At 61.7% G+C, this 24,662-nt stretch carries 27 protein-coding genes; 9 read left to right on the top strand and 18 right to left on the bottom strand.

Annotated elements, in window-relative coordinates; all coding sequences use genetic code 11:
* Window positions 1–41 precede the first annotated feature (41 nt).
* Window positions 42–365 carry a hypothetical protein gene (locus NFR87_RS00135; protein WP_251444750.1) on the bottom strand — a complete coding sequence of 108 codons (324 nt, stop codon included), beginning with the start codon at window positions 363–365 and terminating at the stop codon, window positions 42–44.
* A 792-nt stretch (window positions 366–1,157) separates the two neighbouring features.
* Window positions 1,158–1,481, bottom strand: coding sequence for an HNH endonuclease (locus tag NFR87_RS00130; protein WP_251444747.1), 324 nt, complete (start codon window positions 1,479–1,481; stop codon window positions 1,158–1,160).
* 117 nt (window positions 1,482–1,598) lie between these two features.
* On the opposite strand from NFR87_RS00130, the gene NFR87_RS00125 reads away from it, so the two are divergent.
* Complete coding sequence (locus NFR87_RS00125; protein ID WP_251444744.1) at window positions 1,599–1,781, top strand: hypothetical protein; 183 nt, start codon at window positions 1,599–1,601, stop codon at window positions 1,779–1,781.
* 93 nt (window positions 1,782–1,874) lie between these two features.
* Here the strand turns inward: NFR87_RS00125 and NFR87_RS00120 are convergent, their stop codons facing one another.
* The 4 genes from NFR87_RS00120 to NFR87_RS00105 form a co-directional block, all read right to left on the bottom strand.
* Window positions 1,875–3,107, bottom strand: coding sequence for a Zn-dependent hydrolase (locus NFR87_RS00120; protein WP_251444741.1), 1,233 nt, complete (start codon window positions 3,105–3,107; stop codon window positions 1,875–1,877).
* A 14-nt stretch (window positions 3,108–3,121) separates the two neighbouring features.
* Entirely contained in the window at window positions 3,122–4,276 is a 1,155-nt protein-coding gene (locus NFR87_RS00115) for an amidohydrolase (RefSeq protein ID WP_251444739.1), read from the bottom strand.
* A gap of 88 nt (window positions 4,277–4,364) precedes the next feature.
* Window positions 4,365–5,771 (bottom strand): alanine/glycine:cation symporter family protein, encoded by a 1,407-nt coding sequence (locus NFR87_RS00110; RefSeq protein ID WP_251444736.1) that lies wholly within the window; start codon window positions 5,769–5,771, stop codon window positions 4,365–4,367.
* A gap of 112 nt (window positions 5,772–5,883) precedes the next feature.
* Complete coding sequence (locus NFR87_RS00105; RefSeq protein WP_251444732.1) at window positions 5,884–7,104, bottom strand: diaminopropionate ammonia-lyase; 1,221 nt, start codon at window positions 7,102–7,104, stop codon at window positions 5,884–5,886.
* Between the two features lie 159 nt (window positions 7,105–7,263).
* Here NFR87_RS00105 and NFR87_RS00100 point away from each other — a divergent pair, with 159 nt between their 5' ends.
* Entirely contained in the window at window positions 7,264–7,941 is a 678-nt protein-coding gene (locus NFR87_RS00100; RefSeq protein ID WP_251444729.1) for a GntR family transcriptional regulator, read from the top strand.
* 75 nt (window positions 7,942–8,016) lie between these two features.
* Here NFR87_RS00100 and NFR87_RS00095 read toward each other — a convergent pair whose 3' ends face one another.
* From NFR87_RS00095 to NFR87_RS00075, 5 genes are all read right to left on the bottom strand, one after another.
* Complete coding sequence (locus tag NFR87_RS00095; protein ID WP_251444726.1) at window positions 8,017–8,814, bottom strand: cell wall hydrolase; 798 nt, start codon at window positions 8,812–8,814, stop codon at window positions 8,017–8,019.
* Window positions 8,815–9,012: 198 nt separating this feature from the next.
* A complete protein-coding gene (gene guaB / locus NFR87_RS00090) occupies window positions 9,013–10,488 on the bottom strand; it encodes an IMP dehydrogenase (RefSeq protein ID WP_251444723.1) in 1,476 nt (491 codons plus the stop codon).
* Between the two features lie 38 nt (window positions 10,489–10,526).
* Window positions 10,527–11,276, bottom strand: coding sequence for an acyl-[acyl-carrier-protein] thioesterase (locus NFR87_RS00085; protein ID WP_251444720.1), 750 nt, complete (start codon window positions 11,274–11,276; stop codon window positions 10,527–10,529).
* Window positions 11,276–11,887 (bottom strand): hypothetical protein, encoded by a 612-nt coding sequence (locus NFR87_RS00080; RefSeq protein ID WP_251444717.1) that lies wholly within the window; start codon window positions 11,885–11,887, stop codon window positions 11,276–11,278. The genes NFR87_RS00085 and NFR87_RS00080 overlap by 1 nt, the downstream gene beginning before the upstream one ends.
* A 31-nt stretch (window positions 11,888–11,918) precedes the next feature.
* Window positions 11,919–12,401, bottom strand: a complete 483-nt coding sequence (locus NFR87_RS00075; RefSeq protein WP_251444714.1) for an N-acetyltransferase — start codon at window positions 12,399–12,401, stop codon at window positions 11,919–11,921.
* 153 nt (window positions 12,402–12,554) lie between these two features.
* Between NFR87_RS00075 and spoVAD the strand changes: the two genes are divergently transcribed.
* Complete coding sequence (gene spoVAD, locus NFR87_RS00070) at window positions 12,555–13,565, top strand: stage V sporulation protein AD (RefSeq protein ID WP_251444711.1); 1,011 nt, start codon at window positions 12,555–12,557, stop codon at window positions 13,563–13,565.
* A 13-nt stretch (window positions 13,566–13,578) separates the two neighbouring features.
* Window positions 13,579–13,947, top strand: coding sequence for a stage V sporulation protein AE (spoVAE, locus tag NFR87_RS00065; protein ID WP_251444708.1), 369 nt, complete (start codon window positions 13,579–13,581; stop codon window positions 13,945–13,947).
* Here the strand turns inward: spoVAE and NFR87_RS00060 are convergent.
* Window positions 13,944–14,468, bottom strand: a complete 525-nt coding sequence (locus NFR87_RS00060; protein ID WP_251444705.1) for a ferritin-like domain-containing protein — start codon at window positions 14,466–14,468, stop codon at window positions 13,944–13,946. The two genes, spoVAE and NFR87_RS00060, sit on opposite strands and share 4 nt — an antisense overlap.
* A gap of 157 nt (window positions 14,469–14,625) precedes the next feature.
* On the opposite strand from NFR87_RS00060, the gene trhA reads away from it, so the two are divergent.
* Window positions 14,626–15,348 carry a PAQR family membrane homeostasis protein TrhA gene (trhA, locus tag NFR87_RS00055; protein WP_251444702.1) on the top strand — a complete coding sequence of 241 codons (723 nt, stop codon included), beginning with the start codon at window positions 14,626–14,628 and terminating at the stop codon, window positions 15,346–15,348.
* Between the two features lie 56 nt (window positions 15,349–15,404).
* Here trhA and NFR87_RS00050 read toward each other — a convergent pair whose 3' ends face one another.
* The 6 genes from NFR87_RS00050 to NFR87_RS00025 form a co-directional block, all read right to left on the bottom strand.
* Window positions 15,405–15,899, bottom strand: a complete 495-nt coding sequence (locus NFR87_RS00050) for a pyridoxamine 5'-phosphate oxidase family protein (RefSeq protein WP_251444699.1) — start codon at window positions 15,897–15,899, stop codon at window positions 15,405–15,407.
* An 8-nt stretch (window positions 15,900–15,907) separates the two neighbouring features.
* Complete coding sequence (locus NFR87_RS00045) at window positions 15,908–16,372, bottom strand: hypothetical protein (RefSeq protein WP_251444697.1); 465 nt, start codon at window positions 16,370–16,372, stop codon at window positions 15,908–15,910.
* 80 nt (window positions 16,373–16,452) lie between these two features.
* Window positions 16,453–16,818: a type II toxin-antitoxin system PemK/MazF family toxin gene (locus NFR87_RS00040; RefSeq protein ID WP_251444694.1), complete on the bottom strand. Its 366-nt coding sequence runs from the start codon at window positions 16,816–16,818 to the stop codon at window positions 16,453–16,455.
* Between the two features lie 195 nt (window positions 16,819–17,013).
* The gene (alr, locus tag NFR87_RS00035; RefSeq protein WP_251444691.1) at window positions 17,014–18,165 is read right to left on the bottom strand and encodes an alanine racemase; all 1,152 of its coding nucleotides are present in this window, start codon (window positions 18,163–18,165) and stop codon (window positions 17,014–17,016) included.
* Window positions 18,166–18,219: 54 nt separating this feature from the next.
* Window positions 18,220–18,837, bottom strand: coding sequence for a hypothetical protein (locus NFR87_RS00030; protein ID WP_251444688.1), 618 nt, complete (start codon window positions 18,835–18,837; stop codon window positions 18,220–18,222).
* Between the two features lie 3 nt (window positions 18,838–18,840).
* Window positions 18,841–19,710, bottom strand: coding sequence for an NAD(P)H-hydrate dehydratase (locus tag NFR87_RS00025; RefSeq protein ID WP_251444685.1), 870 nt, complete (start codon window positions 19,708–19,710; stop codon window positions 18,841–18,843).
* 408 nt (window positions 19,711–20,118) lie between these two features.
* Between NFR87_RS00025 and pheS the strand changes: the two genes are divergently transcribed.
* The 4 genes from pheS to NFR87_RS00005 all read left to right on the top strand — a co-directional run bounded on the left by pheS (window position 20,119) and on the right by NFR87_RS00005 (window position 24,626).
* Entirely contained in the window at window positions 20,119–21,144 is a 1,026-nt protein-coding gene (gene pheS, locus NFR87_RS00020) for a phenylalanine--tRNA ligase subunit alpha (RefSeq protein WP_251444682.1), read from the top strand.
* A 14-nt stretch (window positions 21,145–21,158) separates the two neighbouring features.
* The gene (locus tag NFR87_RS00015) at window positions 21,159–21,518 is read left to right on the top strand and encodes an Imm51 family immunity protein (protein ID WP_251444679.1); all 360 of its coding nucleotides are present in this window, start codon (window positions 21,159–21,161) and stop codon (window positions 21,516–21,518) included.
* 47 nt (window positions 21,519–21,565) lie between these two features.
* A complete protein-coding gene (pheT, locus tag NFR87_RS00010) occupies window positions 21,566–24,274 on the top strand; it encodes a phenylalanine--tRNA ligase subunit beta (protein ID WP_251444677.1) in 2,709 nt (902 codons plus the stop codon).
* 100 nt (window positions 24,275–24,374) lie between these two features.
* Window positions 24,375–24,626 (top strand): IreB family regulatory phosphoprotein, encoded by a 252-nt coding sequence (locus NFR87_RS00005; RefSeq protein ID WP_251444674.1) that lies wholly within the window; start codon window positions 24,375–24,377, stop codon window positions 24,624–24,626.
* The last annotated feature ends 36 nt before the right edge of the window (window positions 24,627–24,662 follow it).

Here is a 24,662-nt window from a genome sequence, read left to right as displayed (position 1 = left end):
CCTCAAGATATAGTGCCCGGGCGCATGCTCGGGCACTATATCTATTTCTCGAACGCTTGTTCTAGTGTTCGCATCACCCAGGCGTAAAGGGACAGCCCCTCCGCCTCGGCCGCAGCCCGGCATTTTTCCGCAAGGGCTCGAGGCACCCTCGCCCCCACCAGGACACGTCTTTTGTGGTCGGTGCGGCGGTCGCTTTCTCGTTTGGCCATACACCGCCCAGCCGCCGCCACGGCGTGCATGGCGACCTTTAGGGCCCACTCCTCCCCCGGCGTTTTCGGCTGCTCGGTGAGGAGATACAGCATCTCCATTCTCTCCTTAAAGGGGAAGTCGTCTAAGTATGGCACTATGTGGTCGTAACCTTCCATTTCGGTATCTCTCCTTTCGGTACGTCACAGGCGGTTAAAAGATAAAAGCCATTGCAGCGCAATGGTTTGCGGTTTTCTCCCTTGACTATGTGACCGGCACGCTCGAGCCGGGGCGGGGCGAAAAGGCCGCCGCAAGGCGGCCAGCCCCGGCGAGGGAGGAGCGAGGGCAAGGCCCAGAGGGCCGCAGCCGGGGGGCAGCCGGGGGCCAGGCGGCGAGTAGCCGCCGAGACCGGCCCCCGCCCCCAGGGCGGCAAGGGGGGGCCCCGGAGCGGGCCAGGGGCGCAAGGGCGAGCCCGAGGCAGAGGGAGGGCGACCAAAGAAGCCCGACCGGGCCGAGGGGGAGGCCAAGCCCCAGGCCCGAGAGGCGGGCGAAGAGGCGGCGAGCATTGGCCGCCGCCGACCCGCCGACGAGCCCCCGCAGGGGCGAGCGACGGGGGGGAGCGCCGCCCCGAGCGACGGGCGAGGGCCGCCGCCGACAAGGCCGAGACGGGGCGAGGAGGGCGGGCCGGGAGCGCAGCGGACGGGGCGCACCGCCGCCCCGACGAAGCCCCGAGCGAGCCGCCAACGCCGCCGCAAGGCGAGCGGGGGCGAGGGAGCGCGGGGGGCGACAATGCCCGAGCATACCGCCCATGTTCCCGACCGCAGGGAGGGAACGACCGGGCAGGGTGACCCCCGAGCGGTGAGACTCTCTCCTGTTCGCTTCTCTCATCAAGGCGAGGGGGCCGGGCCCCTGGCCGGTGAGATCCCTCCCGCTCGCTTCCCACGTCCGTAAAAGGGGGGCCGAAGCCCCCCTCAGAACTTCCACTCATAGGCCCTTGTGCTCCAGGGATTCCAGACTATGCCTTCCGAGGCGTAGAGGTTTGACAGGTATTCTACGCATGCTTGCTCCATGTCCTCCACGCTCTTTCCCACGTAGTCTATATCCGTGCCATGACATAGGCAGTGACACTTGGGGCATAGGGTGATGAGGTTCATCTCCGTATCCGGGCCCCCCTGGGAGCGTAGCACCACGTGGTGCAATTGAAGGTGACGGGGGTCGTCGCACAGGGCGCAACGGTACCCGTCCCGCTTGTAGACCCGCTTCCTGGCTGTTTTGTTGACGTTGGCTGATATCATGTTCAGCACTCCTTTCTGTCTGGGCCTGTCCGCCCGACACGACCAGGGCAGCCCCGCAAGTCAAGGGCGGGAACCGGGGCCGAAGGCCCGCACCCTTGACCAGGGGCTATACTGGGAGTGACGGACGGCAGGGCCAACCACTGCCTTCCATTGGCCGACAGGCGGGAGCGTGTTCCCGATATCACTTCATCCGACCAAGCCCGAAGGGCGCAGGGTCGGAGACCAGATGGAACTGTGGAGCTGGTGGATCTCTACGTCAACAACGCTTTCTACCGCTATCTCAACGGCGAGGGCGAATAAGTCCGCCCCCGGCTGCGAAACAGAAAATAGAAAACCGGCCGCTTCCTCTTTGGAGGAAGCGGCCGGCTTTTTATGAAGGGACTTGTGTGACGCTCACTTCGCTTCGGACATTTCCACGACCACGTCCAAAAACACCTCGGCGCCCGCCAGCAGATCCTCCTCTTTGGTAAATTCCCTGGGATTATGGCTGATCCCGTTGACGCTGGGAACAAAGATCATCGCGGTGGGACAGATGCGGGCGAGCATCTGGGCGTCCTGCCCCGCACCGGAGGTCATACGGCGGCAGCGCAGTCCCCGCTTTTTCGCGTACTTCTCCACAAGTGTGACGATGCCCTCGTCGAACAGCACCGGCTCGAAACGGCTGAGCCGTTCTGTGGTGATCTTTACTTTATCCGTCTTCTCCAGCTCCGCCAGGTAATCGGCAAGGGCCTTCTCCTCCTCCCGGAGCTTTTCCTCATTGGGATTGCGTACATCCACGGTGAACACCGCCTTGGAGGGAATGACGTTGATGGCGTTGGGCTCGAAGGCGATACAGCCGGTGGTACATACCGTGCGGCTGCCGGGCAGCAGGCAGCGCTGGCGCATATAGGTGATCACCTTGGCGGCGGCCACACCGGCGTCGATCCGATAGGAGGTAGGGGTAGTGCCGGCGTGGTTTTGGACTCCTTCAATGGTGATCTTCTGCCAGCTGATACCTTGAAGATCCTCTACCGCACCGATGGCATAGCCCTCGGCGTCCATAATGGGCCCCTGCTCGATGTGCAGCTCCACAAAAGCGTAGGGCTTCAGAAAGCCCGGCTCCACCGTGCCGGCATAGCCGATGCGCCGGAGCTCTTCCCCCAGAACGGTGCCGTCCACGCCGACCGTGGCCAGGGCGTCGTCGCACTTCATGCCCCCGGCATAGACCAGCGAGCCCATCATATCCGGGGAATAGCGGATCCCCTCCTCATTTGTCCAGGCGGTGACCACCAGGGGGCGGGCCGTCGCGGCGCCGGCCTCCCGCAGGCTCTGAATGATCTCCAGCGCGGCCAGCACGCCATAGCAGCCGTCATACTGCCCGGCGTTGATCACCGTGTCGATATGGGAGCCCAGCATCAGCGGCTTTTGACCCTGATTCTCCGGCGTTTCCCAAATGCCATGGATGTTGCCGATCCGGTCCACCACCACCTTCAAGCCGGCTTCCCTCATCCAGCCAGAGACCAGATCCCGGCCCTCCTTCTCTGTGTCGGAGGCACAGGCGCGGGTGCGCTGTCCTTCCGCGTCAAGGCCCGTTTTGCCAAGGGCAAACAGGTGCGCAAGCAGACGCTCTTTGTTGATCTTAAACATAGATTCTTCCTCCTTTATTTGGGAAGCCGTTCCCGGATAAGCTGGGCAAACACCCGGGCGCCAAGCTCCAGTATATCATCGTTATAGTCAAAACGCGAGTTGTGCAGCGGAAGATCTCTGCTCTGGTCGCCCACCGCGCCGCCCAAGAAGAAAAACGCGCCGGGCACCTTCTCCAAAAACGCACCAAAATCCTCGGAGGCCATAAAGGGCGAGCAGTTCCCGTCCACCTTGTCCTCACCCAGCACATGCCCCGCCGCCCGGATCACGGCCTCCACCGGGCCATCCCAGTTGACGGTGGGGGCAAACTCGTGGGTGTACAGGAAATCGAATGTGGCGCCATTGGCCTCACAGATCCCCGCTACGATCTCCCGCATCCGCTTCTCGATGAGCTGTCCGGCCGCCTTGCTGTAGCTGCGGCAATCTCCCAGGATCGTAACGTTGCTGGGGATGGCGTTGTGGGCGCCGTCGGTAAAGAGCTCCGTACAACTGACCACCACCGGCTCAAAGGCCGCGGCGCTGCGGCTGGGAATGGTCTGAAGGGCGAGGATGACCTGCGCGGCGATGACCAGCGGGTCGATGGTCTTTTCCGGCGCGCTGGCATGGCCGCCCCGGCCATGGATCTCGATCTTGAAATTGTCCTCACAGCTGGCGAAGCCGCCCTTACAGATATTTACCGTCCCGGCCGGCAGGGCCGGGTTATTGTGCTGACCGTAGATCTCGTCGATGGGAAACCGCTCCAGAAGCCCGTCCTTCAGCATGGCGCGGGCCCCCCTGCCCGGCTCTTCGGCGGGCTGGAACAGGAAGATGGCGGTGCCGTTAAAGTCCCGGCTCTCACTGAGGAGCTTGGCCGCCCCCAGCACCGTGACGGTGTGCCCGTCATGGCCGCAGCCGTGCATCTTGCCCGGACATTGGCTTTTGTACGCGGCAGTTCCCTCCTCGTTCAGGGGGATGGCGTCCATATCGGCCCGCAGGGCCACGGTCTTCTCTCCGTCGCCCACCTTCAGCCGCCCGATCACGCCAGTGCCACCGATGCCGGTGAAGACCTCCACGCCCATCTCCTTCAGCTTCTCCGCCACAAAAGCGGCGGTGCGCACCTCCTCAAAGGCGGTTTCAGGATGGATGTGGAGCTGATGCCGCCACGACCTTAAAAGCTCGTTCAATGCAGACATATTTTCCTCCTTTCTGCCGACATACCCGGCAGGTTTCCGCTTGCCGGGCGTCGGTATATCAAAGTGTTTACTCCCGTGACAGGAGCTCTTACTTCCGCTCCATCGCGATGGCGTCCAGGTCACCCTTGTGGTCGAACCACTCTTTGGTGAGCTTTCGCAGCTCGCCGCCCAGCAGGATCAGGCTGGGCACGTTCAGGAAGATGACCAGGCCGTTGCCAAAATCGGTGAGCACGAAAATGTCGGTCATGCTGCTCATACATCCCGCCACCACCATGAGGATAAAGAACACCAGAAGGATATTGACAAACACCTTGCTGTTTGTGGCGGCCGTGGCCTGGATACGCAGGCCCTGGGCGTTGGAGATGATGGAGCTGATGGCAAACAGCACAAGGCAGAACAGGCACAGGTAGCGCCCGGCGGTGCCCAGCACGGAGCCAAAGGCCAGGGAGCTGAGGGTGGCGCCGGTCTCGCCGAGCTGCCACACGCCGCTGAAGATGATCATAAAGCCGGTCAGAGAGCAGATGACAATGGTGTCAAAGAAGGTCTCAAATACGGCCCACATACCCTGCTGGGCCGGGTGGTCGATGGCTGCGGCCTGGGCGTGGATGGTGGCCTGAAGGCCAAGTCCGGCGTCATTGGAGAACACGCCCCGGGCCAGGCCCTGGCGGATGGTGGCGGCGACGGCGGCGCCGGCAAAGCCTCCGATGGCGGCCCGCCCGGTAAAGGCGCCCACAAAGATCTCCTTGAGCGCGCCGCCGAAGTTGCCGATATTGGCGCCCACGATGATGACGGCGCAGATGACATAGACCACGCTCATGGCGGGAACCATTTTGTCGGTGATCTTGGTCAGGCGCTTCATTCCGCCCAGCATAACGAAGATGACGATAGCGGTGACCACCAGACAGGTGGCAATGCGGGGGATCCCAACGGCAAACAGGTTGTCGGAGATCGCTCCGCTGTGGACGCCGCCGATGGTGCTGAGGGTAAGCAGAGAGAGGGTCGTGAAGGCGTAGGCCAGCGGCTTGCACTTCAGGCCGTCCCGCATGTACATGAAGGGGCCGGCCAGATATCCCTCCCCATGGGGATTTTTCTGGCGGTAACGCACGGACATGGTCACCTCGGCAAACTTGATGGCCATGGCCACGATGCCGCAGATCCACATCCAAAACAGCGCGCCGGGGCCGCCTACCGCGATGGCGGAGCCGACGCCGGCAATGTTGCCGGTGCCGATAGTGGAGCCCAGCGCGGCGGTCACCGCCTGGAAGGGCGAAATGCCGGCGGCCTTCTTCCGCGCCTGCTCCTCCTTGTCAAAGAGCGAGCCCACAGTGCTTTTCATGATGAAACCAAAGTGCCGGAACTGAACGCCGCCGATCACAAAGGTCAGGATGATCCCTCCGCCCACCAGCACGATCAGAATGGGGAGCCCCCAGACCCAGTCGACCACGGCGTTGACAAATCCATAGACCCCTTGCAGAACACTTTTCAAGATATCCATTATAGCATACTCCTTTCTTTTTTCACAGGGTACGACACACACGAACGATCCGAACTGCCGGGTCAAGCGCCTTTTGTAAGTCTGAAGCTGTCACGGGAGGAACAGGGGTAGGTCAGGGGGTGTCGAGAGGATATTCGCCTTTTTGAACGATGCGGGCATAGCCGTCGGGGTCTGTGTCCCCCTCGGTGTTGAACAGCAGGATCACGGAGTTTTCGTCCAGTCCCATCTCCGAGCGCACCGGAGCCAGCTCCTCCCGCTCCAGCAGCATGAGAAGAGCGCCAAAGGAGGCGGCGCCGGACTCTCCCGCCACCACTCCGGGATCGTCCTTCAGCGGGGCGGCCAGCCGCCGCATCCCCTCGGCGGCCACGCCGTCGGGGCAGGTCAGGTACCAGGAGGCAAAGTCCCGGAGAATGGGCCAGGTAATGGTGCAGGGCTCGCCGCAGTTCAGCCCCGCCATGATGGTCGTGCCGCTGCCCGTGGCCGGGTGGGGGGTGCCGTCTCCCCGCCGGGCGGACTCGTAAATGCAGGCCACCTCCTCCGGCTCTACGGTGGCCACAAGGGGCCGCTCGTCGCAGCAGTTCATCAAAAAGCCGGCGACTCCCCCGGCCATGGCGCCCACGCCCGCCTGGAGAAACACATGGGTGGGGGCCTTTCCCCCATCGTCCCGGAGCTGGGCCAGCGCCTCCCATACCATGGTGGTGTAGCCCTGGACGATCCAGGCAGGCACTTTTTCATAGCCCTCCCAGGCGGTGTCCTGCACCAGGTACCAGCCCTTCTCCTCGCTCATGCGCCTGGCGTAGCGCACCGCGTCGTCATAGCACAGGTCGGTGATGGTGACCTCCGCCCTGCCCGCGTCCCGAATGGCCTGGGCCCGGTTTTCCGCGGAGCCCTTCGGCATATAGACATGGGCCTGGCAGCCCAGCTGTCCCGCCGCCCAGGCCACCCCCTTGCCGTGGTTACCATCGGTGGCGGTGACAAAGACCATCCGGGAGATCTTTTGCTTCAGCTCCGGCCTCTTCAGGTCATCAAAGCGGATGGTGTTGACGTCCAGGCCAAGCTGCTCACACACGACGCAAGCCAGGGCATAGATGCCGCCCAGGCCCTTAAAGGCGTTGAGGCCGAAGCGCTTGGACTCGTCCTTTATGTAGATCCCCCTCACGCCGGTTTTCTCCGCCAGCGCGCGCAGAGCTACCAGTGGCGTCGGCTGATACTCCTTCAGGGCCTGGTGCAGATGCCGAACGGGCAAGGTGGCCTCCAGGCTCAGAAAATCGGGGCCCGGCCCCTGGGATACCGCCGGATTTTTTAGAAACCGCAGCTTGGGACGCGCCGTCATATCTCTCATTCCTTTCTGGTTTTCTTGTGATATGCAGTATGCAATATATCGCGCTTCTGTATGGCATATTCTATCGGATTATGCTATAATAGTCAATAATTTATGTTGCACGATTTCCCTCCTGATTTTTTGTACATTCCGACGAAAGGACGAGAGCCCATGCCTATTCCATCCGCTGCCGGCGGCGCCGAGCCGCGTCAAACCGCCAAGGAACGCGTATACAATGTTCTGCGTGACTGGATCGTGGAGGGCACCCTCGTTCCGGGCGAAAAGGTCAATGACATGGAGATCGCGGCCTACTTCGGCGTGAGCCGCACTCCTGTCCGGGAGGCCATTCAGCTCCTGGCCGATCAGCGGCTCATTGATATCTTCCCCGGCCGTGAAAGCCGGGTGGCACCCACGGATCAGGCGAAACTTCTGGAGGTCTACATCATTATGGCGGAGCTTCATGCTCTTGCCGTGCGCTTTGCCTACGATAAGCTTACCCCTGAACACATTCTGGAGCTTGAACAGGTTAACGAGCGGATGGCTCAGGCCTGGCGCGCGCACGACCGGGAGCAGATACGCGCTGCGGACGAGCAGTTTCACCAGGTATTTTTCCGCTTGGCGGACAACGACTTTTTGAGCCGCTTTGCCAATACCCTGCTGGCCCATGTCCGGCGCATGGAGAATCTGTTCTTTACCCTCAACGGAAATTCTGTCACAGAGCATGAGGCCCTGCTGGAGGCGCTGCGGAAAAAGGATCTGGAGCTGGCGGTGACCCGGGTCAAGGAAAACTGGCTCAACACCGCCGATATCCTGGCCCAGCACTTTGCCGAGGAGCGGCAGGATCCATAGGCCGCCCTCCCCCGCTGAAGCAATAAAAAAACCGCCCCGGACACATATGTGTCCGGGGCGGTTTTGCGCGATATCTCAGCCGTAGAAGGAGTGACCTCCGATGGTGCAGATCAGGTTCTTGTTCCGGGAGGCCCAGCAGGACTTGCCCGCACCGTTGAAGTAGTACGCGCCGGGCACCACATTGGCCCCCTCCAGCACCAGCCGGGCGGCCAGGATGGCGTCGGCGCTGGGGGTGGCGTTGGTCGCGCCCGGGAACTGGTTGGGCGCGTATACCACCCCGCCCACTGTGTTGGGAAACTGGGTGCTGTTCACCCGGTTCATAATGACACTGCCCACCGCCAGCTGGCCCAGAAAGGGCTGATAGCCGCTCTCGTGCATGATGACTTTCGCCATGATATCCAGGGTCTCCTCGTCATAGGGCCGGCCCTCGGCGGTCAGGGGCGTTCCCCCTGAGTAGAGCACCACCTTTTTGTCCCAGCCCGCCCAGGCGCCCAGCGCTGTGGCCAGCGTGCGGGTGGGCACCCAGGCGGCGCCGTCCGGATCGCCCCACACCCCACCCGGGATATACAAATACCGGCCGTTGATGACCAGGCAGGGGTCTCCCACCCGGACGGTCATGGTAAAGTCCTGGGCGGTGGCGATAAACTGGCCATCCTCCCAAACCACCTGGGCGTCGGGCCGGATGGCCGCTGTGGCGGCGTAGAAGGGCAGGTAGGAAACCCCATTGCTCAGCCGGGCCTGGAACCCCACCACGCTCTCCTCGTTCAAAACCACTTCCACATTCTCATAGCTCTCCTCCGCGCCATAGGCCGGAAGAGAAAAAGACAGCAGCAGAGTCAGGCTCAAAAGCCCTTGCAGGATACGTTTTTTCATTGTCATCCGCTCCTCACTGTTTCCGGTTTGCAACTTTTTGTTACCATATTGTAATCTATTTTATGCCAAATTGCAAGCCCTGTTCCCCTGCCCGGTTCCGCAGAAAAGTACCATTTTGTATCGAAAAGCACATGTTATTCCCCTTTTTTATAAGAAAACGCCCCGCCGGCAGCCCGGCGGGGCGTTTGAAAAGATTTTTTACTGGGGGTTGATGGTGTAGTTGGGGGCCTCTTTGGTGATATAGATGTCGTGGGGATGGCTCTCCTTCAGGCCCGCCGCCGTGATCTGGATGAACTGGGCCCGCTCCTGGAGCTCCTGGATGGTGGCGCAGCCGGTATACCCCATGCCGGAGCGCAGGCCGCCCATGAGCTGGAAGATGGTGTCGCCCACCGATCCCTTGTAGGGGACACGGCCTTCCACACCCTCGGGAACCAGCTTCTTGTTCCCCTCCTGGAAATAGCGATCCTTGGAACCCCTGGCCATAGCGCCAAGGGAGCCCATGCCGCGGTAGACCTTGAACTGGCGGCCCTGATAGACCTCCGTATCGCCGGGAGATTCCTCACAGCCCGCCAGCAGAGAGCCCAGCATCACCACATCGCCGCCCGCCGCAATGGCCTTGGCGATGTCGCCGGAATATTTCACGCCGCCGTCGGCCACGATGGGCACGCCGTACTCCCGGGCTACCCTGGCCGCATCGTAGACGGCAGTGATCTGAGGCACGCCGATACCCGCCACCACGCGGGTGGTACAAATGGAGCCGGGGCCAATGCCGATTTTCACACAGTCCGCACCCGCCTCGATAAGCGCGCGGGTGGCCTCAGCGGTGGCCACATTGCCGGCGACGAGCTGCACGTCGGGATAGAGGGCCTTCACCCGCTTGACGCACTCCATAATGTTGTGGCTGTGGCCGTGGGCGGAATCCAGCACCAGCACGTCCACGCCGGCCTCCACCAGAGCCCGGGTACGATCCAGCACATCGCTGGTGACGCCGATGGCGGCGCCCACCAGCAGCCGGCCTTTCTCGTCACGGGCGGAGTTGGGGTAGACCTGGGCCTTCTCAATGTCCTTGATGGTGATAAGTCCCTTGAGCCGGAACTCACTATCCACAATGGGCAGCTTCTCGATCTTATGCTGGCGCAGGATCTCCCGGGCCTCCTCCAGGGTGGTGCCCTCGGGGGCGGTGACCAGGTGATCCTTGGTCATCACATTGTCGATGAGCTGGTTCATGTCGCTTTCAAACTTCATATCCCGATTTGTGATAATACCGATGAGCTTGCCGTTATCACAGATGGGCACGCCGGAAATGCGGTACTTGGCGCACAGCTCGTTGGCCTCGGCCAGGGTGTGGCCGGGCGCCAGCCAGAAGGGGTTGGTGATCACTCCGTTCTCACTGCGCTTGACCATGTCCACCTGCTCGGCCTGGGCGCCGATGGACATATTTTTATGGATGATGCCGATGCCGCCCTCCCGGGCGATGGCGATGGCCATACGGGACTCGGTCACTGTATCCATCGCCGCGCTCATAAGAGGAATATTGAGGGTGATCTTTTTGGTCAGCTTGGTGTGCAGATCGATGTCGGCAGGAAGGACATTACTCTCCGCGGGGACGAGGAGCACATCGTCGAAGGTGAGTCCCTGCTTGACGAACTTCTGGGCGGCATCCGGATTGACCATGAAAGCATCTCCTTTTCTATGGGTAAATTTTATTTATTTTAACCCTTTTCTCCCCACTCGTCAAGAGTGAGAATCGCGTCAAAACGGCTCTCCCCCGCCGGGCTCACGCCGTGGACGAAACGCTCCTTTGTATCGCCGCCCACGTAGACCAGGAGGCTCTCCCCCGCCATACATTCCTTCAGATATCCGATCTGAAGCGACGAGACGAACCGGTCGGCCAAAGCCGTCTCCAAGCCCGCCGCATCGGCGGCCAGGTCGGCGTAGCGGACATTGTTCACGTGGCCGTTGCAGTCGATATCGCTGTAGTGGAACCGCCGCTCCTCGGCCAGGATCATGTCCTCCGGCATACGCACCTTTGCCAGCTTGCGCTGCTTGCACAGCTCCCCGCCGCCGGTGCGCATCACATCCTCCACGGTGGACATTTTGAGGAGCCTCCGGCTGTCCGCGTCCGCCAGCACCCAAGCGCTCACCGCCTCCCCCACCGGCTCTCCGTCCACAAAGAGGTCGAAATCCCGGTAGAGCATGGCGCCCCGGTCTGCCCGGTGCCAGGTTCGGATGGTCACCTGCTGATTCCACAGCAGGGGCCTGTCCAGCCGGTACCACATCCGTGTCACCATCCACAGGGCGTTATACTTCTCCAGCATCTCCGGCCCGGAGGCGTGAAAGGCACAGGCCGCCTCGGTGGCCGCCTCCTGCAGCAGGTTTAGCACGCCGGAGGGCCGGCACTGGGTATAGATCCCCGCATCCGCCGCGCCCACGCGGCAGGTCATCTCATAAAAGACGCCCATCATGCCTCCCCCTTTCCACCGATGGTCAGGGTATAGCGGCAGCACAGATCCTCCAAGTCCTCCCCGGTGGCGGCGGGAAGCCGCAGCTTGGCCCCGCACTGGGCGCAGGTCAGCTCCACCGAGCTGTAATGCACTTTTACTTTATAGTCTTTCGCTCCACACTCGCAGGAGATGCCGCCCCGCTGCGCAATATCCTTCAGCTCTCCCAGCACCTCAGTCATCACCGCTTCATTGAGGAATGTCTCCTGCCCGTCCTGATCCTCAGACATATGGGCCGCGGCCTCCTCCAGCCGGCGCAGGGCCTGAAACACGGCCCGCTCCGTGCCGATATAGCAGCAGTCAAGTCCTGTGGCTTTACAGGAAAAGGCCAGAGCCTCCTCGTGGAGAAGGGTGTGGACACTGCAGCGGATATGGTGATCCCGGCCGCAATAGGCGCAGGGGACGGTGAGGTCGGCATGGTCGGCCTCCAGCTCCACCAGCAGAGCGGAGCCCCCACAGGGGCAGGGCAGCTTGTTGGCCGCGGCGGCCAGCTGGAACTGTGTGCGCTCCACCACTACACTCTGCTTGCATTTGGGACAAATATAGGCCAAGGTGCGTTTGGGTTCTTCCATAAAGCTCTCTCCGTTTTCCTTGGTATAAGGTCTACCGCTGATATTCATAGGCGATCCGGGGTGTACCGTCCTCCACATAGATCATGCCCCGTCGCGCGAACCCGTGCTTTTCCAATAGATCCTGCATGATAGAGTTGACCTCGTGGGTATCCGCCCGAATATGGGATATCTGTCCCGCACAGAAGGCCAGCACCTGGGCAAACACGCCCTTTATCGTCCCATCGCTGCCCATCCGGTGGATGGTGCCGTAAGGCATATCGCTTCCCCAGGCTCCCTGTTCTATGATCCGATAGTTCGGTTCCTCCCCGACGAGAAAAACAAAACAGCCGTGGGCTGTCCCATCCTCTCCACAGACCACATAGAGCCGGCCCTTTTGGATATCCTCGTCCAGCAGACACTCCGGATAGCCGTTGATCCACTGGCTCCGGTTGCCATTGGCGATCATATAGGCCCGGGCTGCGCTGTATATCCGCAAAATATCCTGGGTGTCTGACCTGACGGCTTTGCGTATCATCCCGATTTCCCCCAAAACTGGTTTTTTCTATTGTAGCACAGCTTGTCCACACTGTAAACGGAGAAGAAAAACGAAAAAGCCATTCTTTCACGGTTATTTTCTTAGCCTTTCGCTCAAACTAACCGCACTTTCACAGAAAGCAAAGGTGATACTATGCCAACCAAAAAACTGGGCACCCAAACCGTAGCCCTGGCCACCCCTCCCGCCATCATCGGCCATGCCAACATTGTGGGCAAAAAGGAGGGGGACGGCCCTCTGGCCAACAGCTTTGACCACATCGAGCAGGACGACACCTTTGGAGAAAAGACCTGGGAAAAGGCGGAGACCTCCATGCAGAAGCTGGCCCTGGCCATGGCGCTGGACAAGGCGGGGCAGGCGGCCTCCAACCTGGACTACCTCTTTGCCGGAGACCTTTTGAACCAGTGCATCGGCTCCGGTTTTGCCGTCCGGGGGCAGGACGTGCCCTTCTTTGGCATCTACGGGGCCTGCTCCACTATGGGCGAGGGCCTGTCCCTGGCCGCTATGATGATCGACGGCGGCTTCGCCCAATTTGCCGCCGCAGTGACCTCCTCCCACTTCTGCTCCGCCGAGCGGCAGTACCGCACCCCGCTGGAATATGGCGGCCAGCGCACCCCCACCGCCCAGTGGACGGTCACCGGCTCCGGCGCGGTGGTGCTGGCCAAGGACGGCCCCGGCCCCCACGTGACCCACATCACCACAGGCAAGGTGGTGGACAAGGGCATCAAGGACGCCAACAACATGGGCGCCGCCATGGCTCCCGCCGCCTACGCCACTCTCACCGCCCACTTTCAGGACACCGGCCGCCAGCCCTCTTTCTACGACCTCATCGTCACCGGTGATCTGGGCAAGCTGGGCAAGGAGATCCTGCTGGACTTCTTTCAGCGGGATGGTCTGGAGCTTCCCAACTATGACGACTGCGGGGTAATGATCTTCGACCTGAAAAAGCAGGACGTCCACTGCGGCGGCTCCGGCTGCGGGTGCTCCGCCACCGTGCTCACCGGATATCTGCTCAACGGGATGCGGGAGGGAAAATGGCAGAACATCCTCTTCTGTCCTACGGGCGCCCTGCTCTCTCCCACCTCTACCCAACAGGGGGAGTCCATCCCGTCCATCTGCCACGCGGTGGCCATCAGTATGTCCTGAAAGGAGCTTTTCAATGGATGTTTTTCTGGAATATGCCAAAGCCTTCCTCTGTGGCGGGCTTCTGTGCCTGATCGGGCAGCTTCTCATCGACAAGACCCCTCTGACCCCCGCGCGTATTCTGGTGGCTTATGTGGTCTCCGGCGTGGTCTTGGGCGGCCTGGGACTCTACAAGTACGTGGTGGAATTCGGCGGCGCCGGCGCCACGGTTCCTCTCACCGGCTTCGGCTATCTGCTGGCTAAGGGCGTGCAGAAAGCGGTCGCGGAGCACGGCGTGTTGGGCGCCCTCACCGGCGGCGTCACCGCTGCGGCCGGCGGCATCACCGCCGCTATTTTCTTCGGCTATCTGGTGGCCCTCATCTTTAAACCCAAGTCCAAAAGCTAACCCACGCCGAAATAGCTCTCCAAAAAGCAGGAGAGAACCTGGACATGGATCTCTTCGTCGGCGATGATCCGCCGTAGGTTGGCCACGATATTCTCATCCTTGATCCACCCAGCCTGCTGGGTGTACTTTCGGATGGCCGTCCGCTCATCCTCCAACGCGTAGCGCAAAAATTCCTCCAGGCGCCGGGGGTAGCGCAGGTACTCCGGCGTCCAGTACCGCCGCACGCCCCGGAAGGGCGACCAAAGCCGGGGATCCTCTCCCAGCTGACGGGCCAGCTCCGAGAAGATGCCCAGGTGGCGCATCTCCACCATGGAGATGCGCTCCAGACTCTCCGCCACCTCGGGAAAGCCCGGCTGGGTAAAGTGGCCGTAAAGATAGACCGCGATGGCCCCCATCTCCGAAACGCTCCCGCCCACATTGGACAACATGGCCTGACCGTAACGCCGGTTCCGCCCCTCCGCCTTTACCTCGGGATAAGGCCCTTCTGCCGCATATCTCGCCGCGCAGGATATTTCCTCCATGCCCTGTCCTCCTTTTTTAATCTTGCCCTTTACCCTATGCCGGCGCATCGTTGTCCCATGTAAATATAATTTTTAATATTATGTCACATATTTTTATTGATTCTATATTCCCATTGTGATATACTATCCGTATCAATAAAAGGATCGGGTGATCGGTATGGCATTTGTCAACGCTGTTCCCTATAGAAACCCCCTGTCCAAGCGGGGTGAACCGGGCCGGGACCCCTACGACGGCCTGCGGCCCTGGTCGGCCATTACCCACGGCGTGGGGGCCGCTCTGGCGGTGCTGGGAACCGCATTTCTGCTGGTGCGCTCTGTTCTCTTAGGGCTGGACGCCTGGCACATCGTCTCCTTCGCCGTCTACGGCGCCTCTATGATCTGCCTCTACACCGCATCCACCCTTTACCACAGCGTCAACGCTCCGGTGGCTGGGCGGCTGGCTCTTCGGAAGTACGACCACTGCTCCATCGCCCTGCTCATCGCCGGAAGCTACACCCCCATCTGCCTTACAGCCCTTCGCACGCAGGGGGCCTGGGGCTGGGCGATCTTCGGCGTCATATGGGCTATGGCCCTGTGCTCCTGCACCCTGTCCCTCTTTTGGATCGGCGCTCCCCGGTGGCTCACCGCCGGGGTCTACCTGATAATGGGCTGGCTGGCCGTGGTGGCCTTCTACCCTCTCCTGCAAGCCTTTCCCCCCTCCGGGATGGCCTGGCTGCTGGCGGGCGGAGGGCTCTATACCGTGGGAGGCGTGCTCTACGCCGTCAAATGGCCGGGGCGGAACAACCTCCGGTTCGGCTGCCATGAGATCTTCCACCTTTTCATCCTCCTGGGCAGCATTTGCCACTTTTTTATGATGTACCAGGTGATCTGTTTCCTTTAAATCCAGAAAAAAGAGCGGAAAGCATCAGCTTTCCGCTCTTTCTGTTTTCCTTTGCTCTATTGCCGGTTTTCCGCCAGCTCGCGGCCCTCTTTGCCGGAGAGATGCTCCACGGAAAACTCCAGCAGGCAGACCCTGCCCCAGCCGTCCCGGATCTCCTCCTGGGTCTTCGCGGGCAAAATATTGGGGCTGTATTTCTCCGCCAGCTTCTCCAGAGCCATCCGCCGCTCTCCGTCCTCCTCCATGATCCGGATCTGGCCGAAGGCGATCACACTGCGAAAGCCGGTGGTGAATCTCTCCGGTATCACCTGATCCTGATCGATCACACAGAAGGAGGCCTTATCGCTGCTGCGGATCGCGTCCAGCTTATGGCCTGTCACCGCGCAGTGAAAATAGATCTTTCCGCCGTCGGCTATGTAGCTCATAGGTACGGCGTAGGGGTAGCCGTCGTCCCCGGCCAGAGCCAGCACCCCGGAGGTGCCCCGGGCCAGTACCGCGGCGCACTCCTCCGGAGAGAGGGCCTGATTTTTCCGGCGCATCTCACGAAATCCCATACTCCGCCTCACTTCCAGCTGCCCAGCACCATGAGGGTGACGGCAGTGGATGCGGTGAGCTGCTGAGCGTCCCCGGTGGCCAAATAGAGGTGGTTGGCCGCCAGTTCGCCGCCGTTATGGGGCACGCCGTCAGTGACGTCCAGCAGCGGCGCGGTGGTGGTAAGGCCCCCCTGCCGCAGCAGAAGCTGGCTGCCGGCGGAGAGGGTCAGGGTCTTTCCCGCTTTCAGCTCCACGGTGGTGAAGGCGCTCTGTCCCCCCTCCTGAAGCTTCTTGTTCAGGGCCGCCTCCCGCTCGTCCAGCTTGGCCTCTACCTGCCGCAAGATCTCGGGCAGGGCCTTTTCGTTGAGATAGCTCAAAGTCACCAGGGGATCGTCCTGGCTGCCCTGGGTGCCCGCGGCAAAGGCCACGCCGCCGATGACTCCCGCCACCAGCACCGCGCAGGCCAGACGGCTTGTCCACTTTCCGCTCTTCATGGAAGTTCCTCCTATGTACAAATTCCAGTCCCAGTGGCTGGGGCGGGCCCGCCCCAGCGTGCCCCTCCCCGCCACTTTGCTCATACCATCTGTCTCGGACGCAGGCCAAAGCTCACGGCGATGGCCCCATCCACCTTTTGCATCTGTTCCTCGTCCAGCCGCCCCATATACTCTCTCAGCCTCTTTTTATCCAATGTTCGGATCTGCTCCAGCAGCACCACGGAATCCTTGGGCAGGCCGTAGGTGTTGGCCGAGAGATCAATGTGAGTCGGCAGCCGGGCCTTGCCGGTCTGGGAGGTGATGGCGGCGGCGATGACGGTGGGGCTGTGCCGGTTGCCGGTGTCGTTCTGAATGATCAGTACCGGCCGCACGCCCCCCTGCTCACTGCCCACCACTGGGCTCAGATCGGCGTAAAAAATGTCTCCGCGCTTCACGCTGACGTCCACAAGGCTCACTCTCCGCGGTTCAAAGTCACCGTTGACGCCGGGCCGGGCCCGGTCTCATCGGTCACTATGATTTTCCCACGGGGCGGCGGGATTTATACCCATCTCTCTGCGATTTACTCGCTTTTGGTGGGATCCACCCGCCGATCCGGCGTTGACCTCCCCGAGTCATTGTACGCAGGGAGCGCCGGGATGGTGTCAGCTCCGCGCCTGCCGGGGCGCCCGCTTGTAGAGACGGGGCACCCGTTTGTTGACGTTGCACAGAAGCTCGTACTGGATAGTGCCCGCCAGGGCGGCGGCGTCCTCCACAGGGACATGGGGGCCATAGACCTCCACCTCATCCTCCGGCTTCACACCGTCGATCCCGGTGACGTCGATCATGCACTGATCCATGCAGATGCGCCCCACCACAGGCGCCAGGGCGCCCTTCACCCAAACCTTCAGCTTGTCCGAGCAGGCCCGGGGCAGGCCGTCGCCGTATCCGATGGCAATGGCCGCTAAGCGGGTGGGCCTTTCCAGCGTATGGGTACAGCCGTAGCTCACCGGCGTTCCGGCGGGCACGTCCTTCACCGAGATGACCCTGGTCTTCAGCGTCATGAGGGGCTCCAGGCCGGGGCCGTCCAAACCCTCGCTGTCAGGGGACGGATAGTGACCGTACAGGGCGATGCCGGGACGCACCATATCCAGATAAGTACAGGGATAGTATAACACAGCGGCGCTGGCGGCGCAATGGCGCAGGGGAAATTTCACCCCTTCTGCCTCCAGCTTGTCCAGCAGCTCCAGGAACCGGGTGAACTGGAGCATCGTGTACTCCTCACTGCCGTCAGCGGCGGCAAAGTGGGTAAAGACTCCCTCCCAATTCAGACCGGGCAGGGCGTGCATCTCCCGCATCGTCTCCACCGTCTTGTCCATGTCCTCTCCATCGCACAGAAGGCCCAGCCGGGTCATTCCCGTGTCCGCCTTCATGTGGACGGTAAGGGTCTTGCCCGCTTCTACCGCCGCCCGGGAGAGGGCCCGGGCTGCCTCAGGGTCAAAGACGGTCTGCGTCAGGTCGTGGGCAAGCAGTTCCTGCGCCCAGAGCGGGTCGGTATAGCCCAAAATGAGGATGGGGGCCTTGACGCCCCCCTGGCGCAGCTCGATTCCCTCATCCAGGCAGGCCACCGCCAGATAGTCCGCTCCCAGCCGCTCCAGCCAGCGGGCAACGGGAACGGCCCCGTGGCCGTAAGCGTCCGCCTTCACCGGGCACAGGAGCTTACAGCCATGGGGCAGCATGGCACGAAGGGTCTCATAATTGTGTTCCAAGGCAAACAGGTCGATCTCCGCCCAGGTGCGGCGGGGCTGAACGTCCATAGGTATCTCCCCTTTTCTTTGGTAAGGTCATTGTACTCCCAGAGCGCCTTCCGGTCAAGTCTCCCCGCTCTCCGGCAGGGTCATGACAAAGCCGGCGCAGTCGCACCGGAGCACCGTAAAGCCGCCGTCGCTGAGCTCGGCCCTGACAATGGCCAGGCTCTCTCTGTCCAGCCACAAATCGGTCTCCGTCCCCGTCCCCGGCTCGGCGTTGGGATCCCGGTTTATCAGGTGGAGCCGCGTTTCCCCATCCCAGTCCTCCAGAACGCACTCCGCCAGAAAGCCCTCCCGAAGGCAGGTCAAAATGGCGGGTACCGCGTCTATGGGGCTGAGGCCCGCGGCATCCAACGGCCCGGTCTCCAACATAACTCCATCATACTCCATGGCGGTCTCTCCCCTGGCGATACGGGCCACGGCCCCCGCCACGTTCTCCGGGGCGGTGATGGTCAGCAGGGTCTCCCCCTCCTTCTCCCAGGAAAAATCCACCCCGTAGGTATAGACCCGCTGACCGTAGTCGGCGGTCATGTCCATGTGTCCCTGGCAGGCGGTCATCTCCAAATACCTACTCCGGGCTTGCTGCAACAGCGTCTCGGCCTCGTTCTCCTCCCCGGCCCCGCCACAGGCGGTCAGGGGGAGAATGAGGGTCATCATTAGCGCGCAAAGCCGTTTGCGCACGTTTTACTCCTCCTCGCACTCCTTCATCGCATAGGGGATGGCCTCTATAAGGTCGCCCACCGTCATACCCCGCTCCCCTTTTTCCGCCGCGGCCAGGTCGCCCGCCCGTCCATGGAGCCAGACAGCGGTGGAGACGTCCTCTCCCTGGGCCAAAAGGGCCGCCATCAGGCCGGCCAGCGCGTCCCCGCTGCCGCCCCGGGCCATGCCGGGATTGCCCGTGGTGTTTACCCGGCACCTGCCGTCGGGATAGGCTGTGACGGTACGGTGGCCCTTCAGCACCAGCGTACAGGGATGCCCTCCCGCAAAATCCCGGGCGGCGGAGAGCCGGTCGCCAATGGGCAGGACGCAGCCCGACAGCCGGGCAAACTCCCCCTCGTGAGGGGTGAGGACAGTGGGCGCGGAGCGTTTGTCCAACACATCTATATGGCGGGAAAGAATATTTAGACCATCGGCGTCCAAAACAATGGGGCAAGTAATATCGCTTAACAGGCCCAGCACCCAGTTCTCTGCCCGGGCGGCCTGCCCCAGTCCGGGGCCTATCAAAAGGACGTCGGCGCTCTCGGCCTTTTCCAACAGGATCTTATAGGAATCCGGGACGGGCCAGACCATGGCCTCGTCGCAGCACTTGGCGGCCACGATGGGGTAAACCTCCTCCGGCGTTCCCACCGTCACCAGCCCCGCGCCGCCCCGGACAGCGGCCCGGGCGGCCATGCAGGGGGCTCCGGTGAAGCCCCGGCTGCCGGCAAGGATAAACACTTTACCAAAATCCCCCTTGTGGGCCTCCTGCCTCCGGTGGGCCAGACAGGGCCGCTCCGCCGCCGCAGCAGGGCCGCTCTTCCCATCCCTGCCGGCCTGCCATGCTGTCTCTTTCATCCAAACCGCCCCTCTCCTTCATGTCAGTCCCATTATAGGCATTTTCCTCTTGCATTTCAACCGTTTTTGTGGTATAAAGGACGGTAGCAGCAAGGCTTTGAACAGGAAAATAGCGTGTTTGCGCTTCTCCAGAGAGGGCTGGCCACCGGTTGAGAGCCGGCCCGGAGCGTGTCGCTTGGTTCGCCTGGGAGCCGCCGCGGGGAAAGACGCGGACGGATGGCCCTCCGTTATCGGGGCAAGAGTGTGTACGTCAAGCGTACAAATGCGGGTGGTACCGCGGAAGGTGAGCCTTTCGTCCCCAGGTATGGGGAGGAAAGGCTTTTTTGTTCGTCCGGCGCTGCCGGTAACAAAGCGCCGCCTTCCGGTCATTTCGTTTCTTCACATCCAAATAAAGGAGTTTAGAGGAGTATGAAAGAACAGCTGTCAAAAATCAGGGCGGAGGCCCTGGCGGCCCTGGATGGCACCCAGGCCGTTGCCGATCTGGACGCCCTCCGGGTCAAATACCTGGGCAAAAAGGGCGAGCTCACCAACCTTCTCAAGCAGATGGGCTCCCTGTCCGCCGAGGAGCGGCCCCAGATGGGCGCCCTGGTCAACGAGGTGAAGGCAAACCTGGAGGCCGCTTTGGAGGCTCAGGCCAAGAAGCTGGAGGCCGCCGCGCTGGAGCACAAGTTGAAGCTGGAGGCGGTGGACGTGACCATCCCCGGCACCGTCCCCACACTGGGCCACAAGCACCCCATGTACCTGGCCCTGGACGAGATCAAGGACATCTTCATCGGCATGGGCTTCACCGTGCTGGACGGCCCGGAGATCGAACTGGCCACCTATAATTTCGACAAACTCAACGCCGAAGAGGGCCACCCCTCCCGGGACTGGTCGGACACCTTCTACTTTGATGAGGACAGCCGGGTGATGCTCCGCAGCCAGACCTCCCCCATGCAGGTGCGGGCCATGGAGACCATGCCCCTGCCCATCCGGATCATCGCCCCCGGGCGGGTCTACCGGAAGGACGAGGTGGACGCCACCCACTCCCCCATGTTCCACCAGGTGGAGGGCATGGTCATCGACAAGAACGTGACCATGGCCGATTTGAAGGGCACCCTGAATCTGCTGGCCGAGCAGCTCTTCGGCAAGGGCACCGTCACCCGGTTCCGCCCCCACCACTTCCCCTTCACCGAGCCCTCCTGTGAGATGGACGTCCAGTGCCACAAGTGCGGCGGCGTGGGCTGCCCCACCTGCAAGGGGGAGGGCTGGATCGAGATTTTAGGCGCCGGCATGATCCACCCCCGGGTGCTGGAGATGGCTGGCATCGACCCGGAGGAATGGTCGGGCTGGGCCTTCGGCATGGGGCTGGAGCGGACGGCCATGCGCCGGTTTAAGATCGCCGACCTGCGGCTCATTTTCGAAAACGACGTGCGGTTCCTGGAGCAGTTCTAAAGGAGGGACGGCGTATGGCAGACTATGTTCAGGTTTTTCCCTGTGGGGAAAGTATAGAGGTCCTTTTAAACGCCGAGCATGAGAGTATTCTTGCCCTCGGCGAAAAGATGAACGCCGCTTGTGAGGACGCCTATATGAACGGCTACAACTGGGAGGCCTTTTTTCGGTATTATCTGGAACAGAACGATCCGGACATCCTGACGGACATGAAGACGGACCCGGAGGCGGGGATGTATGTGGCCTATTGGCCTCTGACAGTAGAAAACGAAGCCAGGGCGAAGCGCTTCGAGGACATCATCCGTGCCTTGGCGGAAAACGAAGAAGCCCTCTGCCGCCTGGTCCGGGAGCACGGCAGCGAGATCGAGTGGGACTGAACAGCGGGTATTCCACCGCTGATGAAACGAAAAGAGGAGTTTTCTGTATGAATCTTTCCCGTGAATGGTTAAGTGAATTTGTGGACGTGGGCCCGGTGAGCGACCGGGACTTCGCCGAGGCTATGACCCTGTCCGGCTCCAAGGTGGAGACCTACACCGACCTGGGCGCCGAGATCAAGAACGTGGTGGTGGGGCGCATCCTCTCCATGGAGCGGCACCCCAACTCCGACCATATGTGGGTCTGCCAGCTGGATATCGGCCAGGATGAGCCAGTGCAGATCGTCACCGGCGCCTGGAACATCCACGCTGGAGACCTGGTCCCCGTGGCCAAGGACAACTCCTGGCTCCCCGGGGGCGTCCATATCTCCCGTGGGAACCTGCGGGGGGTAAAGTCCAAGGGGATGCTCTGTTCCCTCAGCGAACTGGGGCTGGACGAGCGGGACTTCCCCTACGCCGCCATCACCCCCGCCGCTATTCTGGGGGACTATCATCCCCTGGATCCGGAAAAGCCCTCCATCTCCGCTGATATCCAGCCCGGGGACAAGATCTACGGGCCGGTGGTCTGCGCCGGGGTGGGAACGGTGGCCCCCACGGAGGATGGGCGCTGGTCCTGCGGCCTGATGTGGAAGGAGAACGGGGAGCCTGTGGGCACCACGGTGGAAACCGTCTGCCCCAACCTCCACTCCATGGATCTGGTGGCCTTCAACACCAAGACCCGGACTATCTGCACCCTGGAAGATCTCCACGCCCAGCAGGCCGAGTTCCCCAACTGCCGGCCCAGCGGCATCTTTGTCCTCCAGGAGGACTGCAAGCCCGGGGACGACATCAAGGAGGTCATCGGGGTCAACGACACCCTGGTGGAGTTTGAGATCACCCCCAACCGCCCCGACTGTCTGTCGGTCATCGGTCTGGCCCGGGAGGCAGCCGCCACCTTTGACAAGCCCTGCTGCTTCCATACCCCTGAGGTAAAGGGCGGAGCCCAGGGAGTGCTCCCTGAGCTGCTGGACGTGGAGACCCCGGCGGCCGACCTGGTGCCCCGGTACACCGCCCGGATGGTGCGCAATGTGAAGATCGCCCCCTCCCCCAAGTGGATGCGCCGGCGGCTCCGGGCCATGGGAGTGCGGCCCATCAACAACATCGTAGACATCACCAACTATGTGATGCTGGAGTACGGCCAGCCCATGCACGCCTTTGACTACCGCTATGTGAAGGGCGGAAAGATCATTGTCCGCCGGGCAGTGGAGGGCGAAAAGCTCACCACCCTGGACGGCAAGGAGCACACCCTGAACGCCAACCACCTTGTCATCGCTGATGAGACCCGGGCCGTGGGTCTGGCGGGCATCATGGGAGGACTCAACTCCGAGATCGTCGAAGACACTGTGGACGTGGTCTTTGAGTCAGCCAATTTTGACGGCACCTGCATCCGCAAGGGCGCCCTGGCCTTGGGTATGCGGACCGAGGCCAGCGCCAAATTTGAGAAGGGTCTGGATCCCATGAACACCCTCCCCGCCGTGGAGCGGGCCTGTGAACTGGTGGAGCTGCTGGGGGCCGGCGAGGTGGTGGACGGGGTCATCGACATCCTCAACTACGTTCCCCAGCCCACCCTTCTGAAGCTGGAGCCGGAGAAGATCAACGCCCTGCTGGGCACCGATGTGGCGGAGAATGTGATGTATACCTACCTCCAGCGGCTGGGCTTTGAGACCACCGAGGAGAGAGGCGTGATCAAGGTTCCCTCCTGGCGGGGGGACGTGAAGCGGATGGCGGATCTGGCCGAGGAGGTAGCCCGGTTCTACGGCTACAACAACATCCCCACCACCCTTATGCGGGGCCAGACTACCCAGGGAGGCTACTCTCCTACCCAGCAGGTGGAGCGGACCCTGGGGGCGGCCTGCCGGGCCATGGGGTACGATGAGATCATCACCTACTCCTTCATCTCCCCCACCTACTATGACAAGATCGGCTGGGGGGCTGAGGATCCCCGGCGGGAATCCTTCCGGATACTGAACCCCCTGGGGGAGGACACCTCCATCATGCGGACCACCACTCTGCCCTCCATGTTGGAGATCCTGACCCGGAACTACAACTACCGGAACAAAAACGCCCGGCTTTACGAAGTGGGGCGAATCTACCTCCCCGGCGGGGAGGATGGGCTTGCCCAGGAAAAGAAGTTCCTCTCCATGGGCGCATACGGCGATGGGATCGACTTCTTTGCTCTCAAAGGCTCCATCGAGGCTCTTCTGCGGGAGCTGCGGGTGGAGAACATCTCCTTCCAGGCCGTCACGGACGCTCCCTCCTACCACCCCGGGCGCTGTGCCCAGGTCCTGGCCGGGGATACCGTACTAGGCGTATTCGGACAGATCCATCCCCTGGTGGCCCAAAACTACGGCGTAGACGCGCAGTTCTACTGCGCCGAGCTCAGCTTTGAAGCTCTGATGGCGGTCAAGGGCTCCGATCCCGTCTATACTCCCCTGCCCAAGTTCCCCGCCGTCACCCGGGATATCGCCGTGGTCTGCGACGAGGCTGTCACCGTAGGGGCGCTGGAGGCTGCCATCCGCAAGGGGGCCAAGGGCCTGCTGAAGGATGTCTCCCTCTTTGACATCTACCGGGGCAAAGGCGTGGACGAGGGCAAGAAGAGCGTGGCCTTCAACCTGGTTCTCCGCGCCGACGACAGAAGCCTCACTGCCGAGGAGGCCGACGAGGATGTAAAGAGTATCCTGGATACTTTGAAGCGCGAGCTGGGGGCCGTGCTGCGCTGAGCTTGTAATATTAAAGAAAAATAAAATTTACCTCTTTTCTCTTTACACCACGCCATTTTTCGAGTACAATCTCAATATACCCCAAAGGGAGGTGTCCCACATGGAAGATATGGATTTCACCAGAAAATTCAACATCCGCTACGAAAAGGATCAGGAGATCAAAGCCATCCTCACTTCAGTCTACGATTCTCTCAAGCAGAAGGGATATGACCCCATCAACCAGATCGTGGGCTACATTCTCTCTGAGGATCCCACCTATATCACCAATTACAACAACGCCCGCTCCCTCATCCGCAAGCTGGATCGGGACGAACTGCTCCAAGAGCTTGTAAAGCAGTACCTGTCCGACTGAACCCTACAAAGGAAAGGGCGCGCTCCGTAGGAGCGC

It is taken from the genome of Vermiculatibacterium agrestimuris (genome assembly GCF_943193085.1).
Taxonomy (GTDB): domain Bacteria; phylum Bacillota; class Clostridia; order Oscillospirales; family Oscillospiraceae; genus Vermiculatibacterium; species Vermiculatibacterium agrestimuris.
This window is presented reverse-complemented; position numbering and strand designations above follow the sequence as displayed.

Bases quoted from the DNA above. Each gene is read 5' to 3' on its own strand.
- NFR87_RS00135 (WP_251444750.1), bottom strand. From the start codon at position 365: ATGGAAGGTTACGACCACATAGTGCCATACTTAGACGACTTCCCCTTT.
- NFR87_RS00130 (WP_251444747.1), bottom strand. From the start codon at position 1,481: ATGATATCAGCCAACGTCAACAAAACAGCCAGGAAGCGGGTCTACAAG.
- NFR87_RS00120 (WP_251444741.1), bottom strand. From the start codon at position 3,107: ATGTTTAAGATCAACAAAGAGCGTCTGCTTGCGCACCTGTTTGCCCTT.
- NFR87_RS00115 (WP_251444739.1), bottom strand. From the start codon at position 4,276: ATGTCTGCATTGAACGAGCTTTTAAGGTCGTGGCGGCATCAGCTCCAC.
- NFR87_RS00110 (WP_251444736.1), bottom strand. From the start codon at position 5,771: ATGGATATCTTGAAAAGTGTTCTGCAAGGGGTCTATGGATTTGTCAAC.
- NFR87_RS00105 (WP_251444732.1), bottom strand. From the start codon at position 7,104: ATGACGGCGCGTCCCAAGCTGCGGTTTCTAAAAAATCCGGCGGTATCC.
- NFR87_RS00100 (WP_251444729.1), top strand. From the start codon at position 7,264: ATGCCTATTCCATCCGCTGCCGGCGGCGCCGAGCCGCGTCAAACCGCC.
- NFR87_RS00095 (WP_251444726.1), bottom strand. From the start codon at position 8,814: ATGAAAAAACGTATCCTGCAAGGGCTTTTGAGCCTGACTCTGCTGCTG.
- guaB (WP_251444723.1), bottom strand. From the start codon at position 10,488: ATGGTCAATCCGGATGCCGCCCAGAAGTTCGTCAAGCAGGGACTCACC.
- NFR87_RS00085 (WP_251444720.1), bottom strand. From the start codon at position 11,276: ATGGGCGTCTTTTATGAGATGACCTGCCGCGTGGGCGCGGCGGATGCG.
- NFR87_RS00080 (WP_251444717.1), bottom strand. From the start codon at position 11,887: ATGGAAGAACCCAAACGCACCTTGGCCTATATTTGTCCCAAATGCAAG.
- NFR87_RS00075 (WP_251444714.1), bottom strand. From the start codon at position 12,401: ATGATACGCAAAGCCGTCAGGTCAGACACCCAGGATATTTTGCGGATA.
- spoVAD (WP_251444711.1), top strand. From the start codon at position 12,555: ATGCCAACCAAAAAACTGGGCACCCAAACCGTAGCCCTGGCCACCCCT.
- spoVAE (WP_251444708.1), top strand. From the start codon at position 13,579: ATGGATGTTTTTCTGGAATATGCCAAAGCCTTCCTCTGTGGCGGGCTT.
- NFR87_RS00060 (WP_251444705.1), bottom strand. From the start codon at position 14,468: ATGGAGGAAATATCCTGCGCGGCGAGATATGCGGCAGAAGGGCCTTAT.
- trhA (WP_251444702.1), top strand. From the start codon at position 14,626: ATGGCATTTGTCAACGCTGTTCCCTATAGAAACCCCCTGTCCAAGCGG.
- NFR87_RS00050 (WP_251444699.1), bottom strand. From the start codon at position 15,899: ATGGGATTTCGTGAGATGCGCCGGAAAAATCAGGCCCTCTCTCCGGAG.
- NFR87_RS00045 (WP_251444697.1), bottom strand. From the start codon at position 16,372: ATGAAGAGCGGAAAGTGGACAAGCCGTCTGGCCTGCGCGGTGCTGGTG.
- alr (WP_251444691.1), bottom strand. From the start codon at position 18,165: ATGGACGTTCAGCCCCGCCGCACCTGGGCGGAGATCGACCTGTTTGCC.
- NFR87_RS00025 (WP_251444685.1), bottom strand. From the start codon at position 19,710: ATGAAAGAGACAGCATGGCAGGCCGGCAGGGATGGGAAGAGCGGCCCT.
- pheS (WP_251444682.1), top strand. From the start codon at position 20,119: ATGAAAGAACAGCTGTCAAAAATCAGGGCGGAGGCCCTGGCGGCCCTG.
- NFR87_RS00015 (WP_251444679.1), top strand. From the start codon at position 21,159: ATGGCAGACTATGTTCAGGTTTTTCCCTGTGGGGAAAGTATAGAGGTC.
- pheT (WP_251444677.1), top strand. From the start codon at position 21,566: ATGAATCTTTCCCGTGAATGGTTAAGTGAATTTGTGGACGTGGGCCCG.
- NFR87_RS00005 (WP_251444674.1), top strand. From the start codon at position 24,375: ATGGAAGATATGGATTTCACCAGAAAATTCAACATCCGCTACGAAAAG.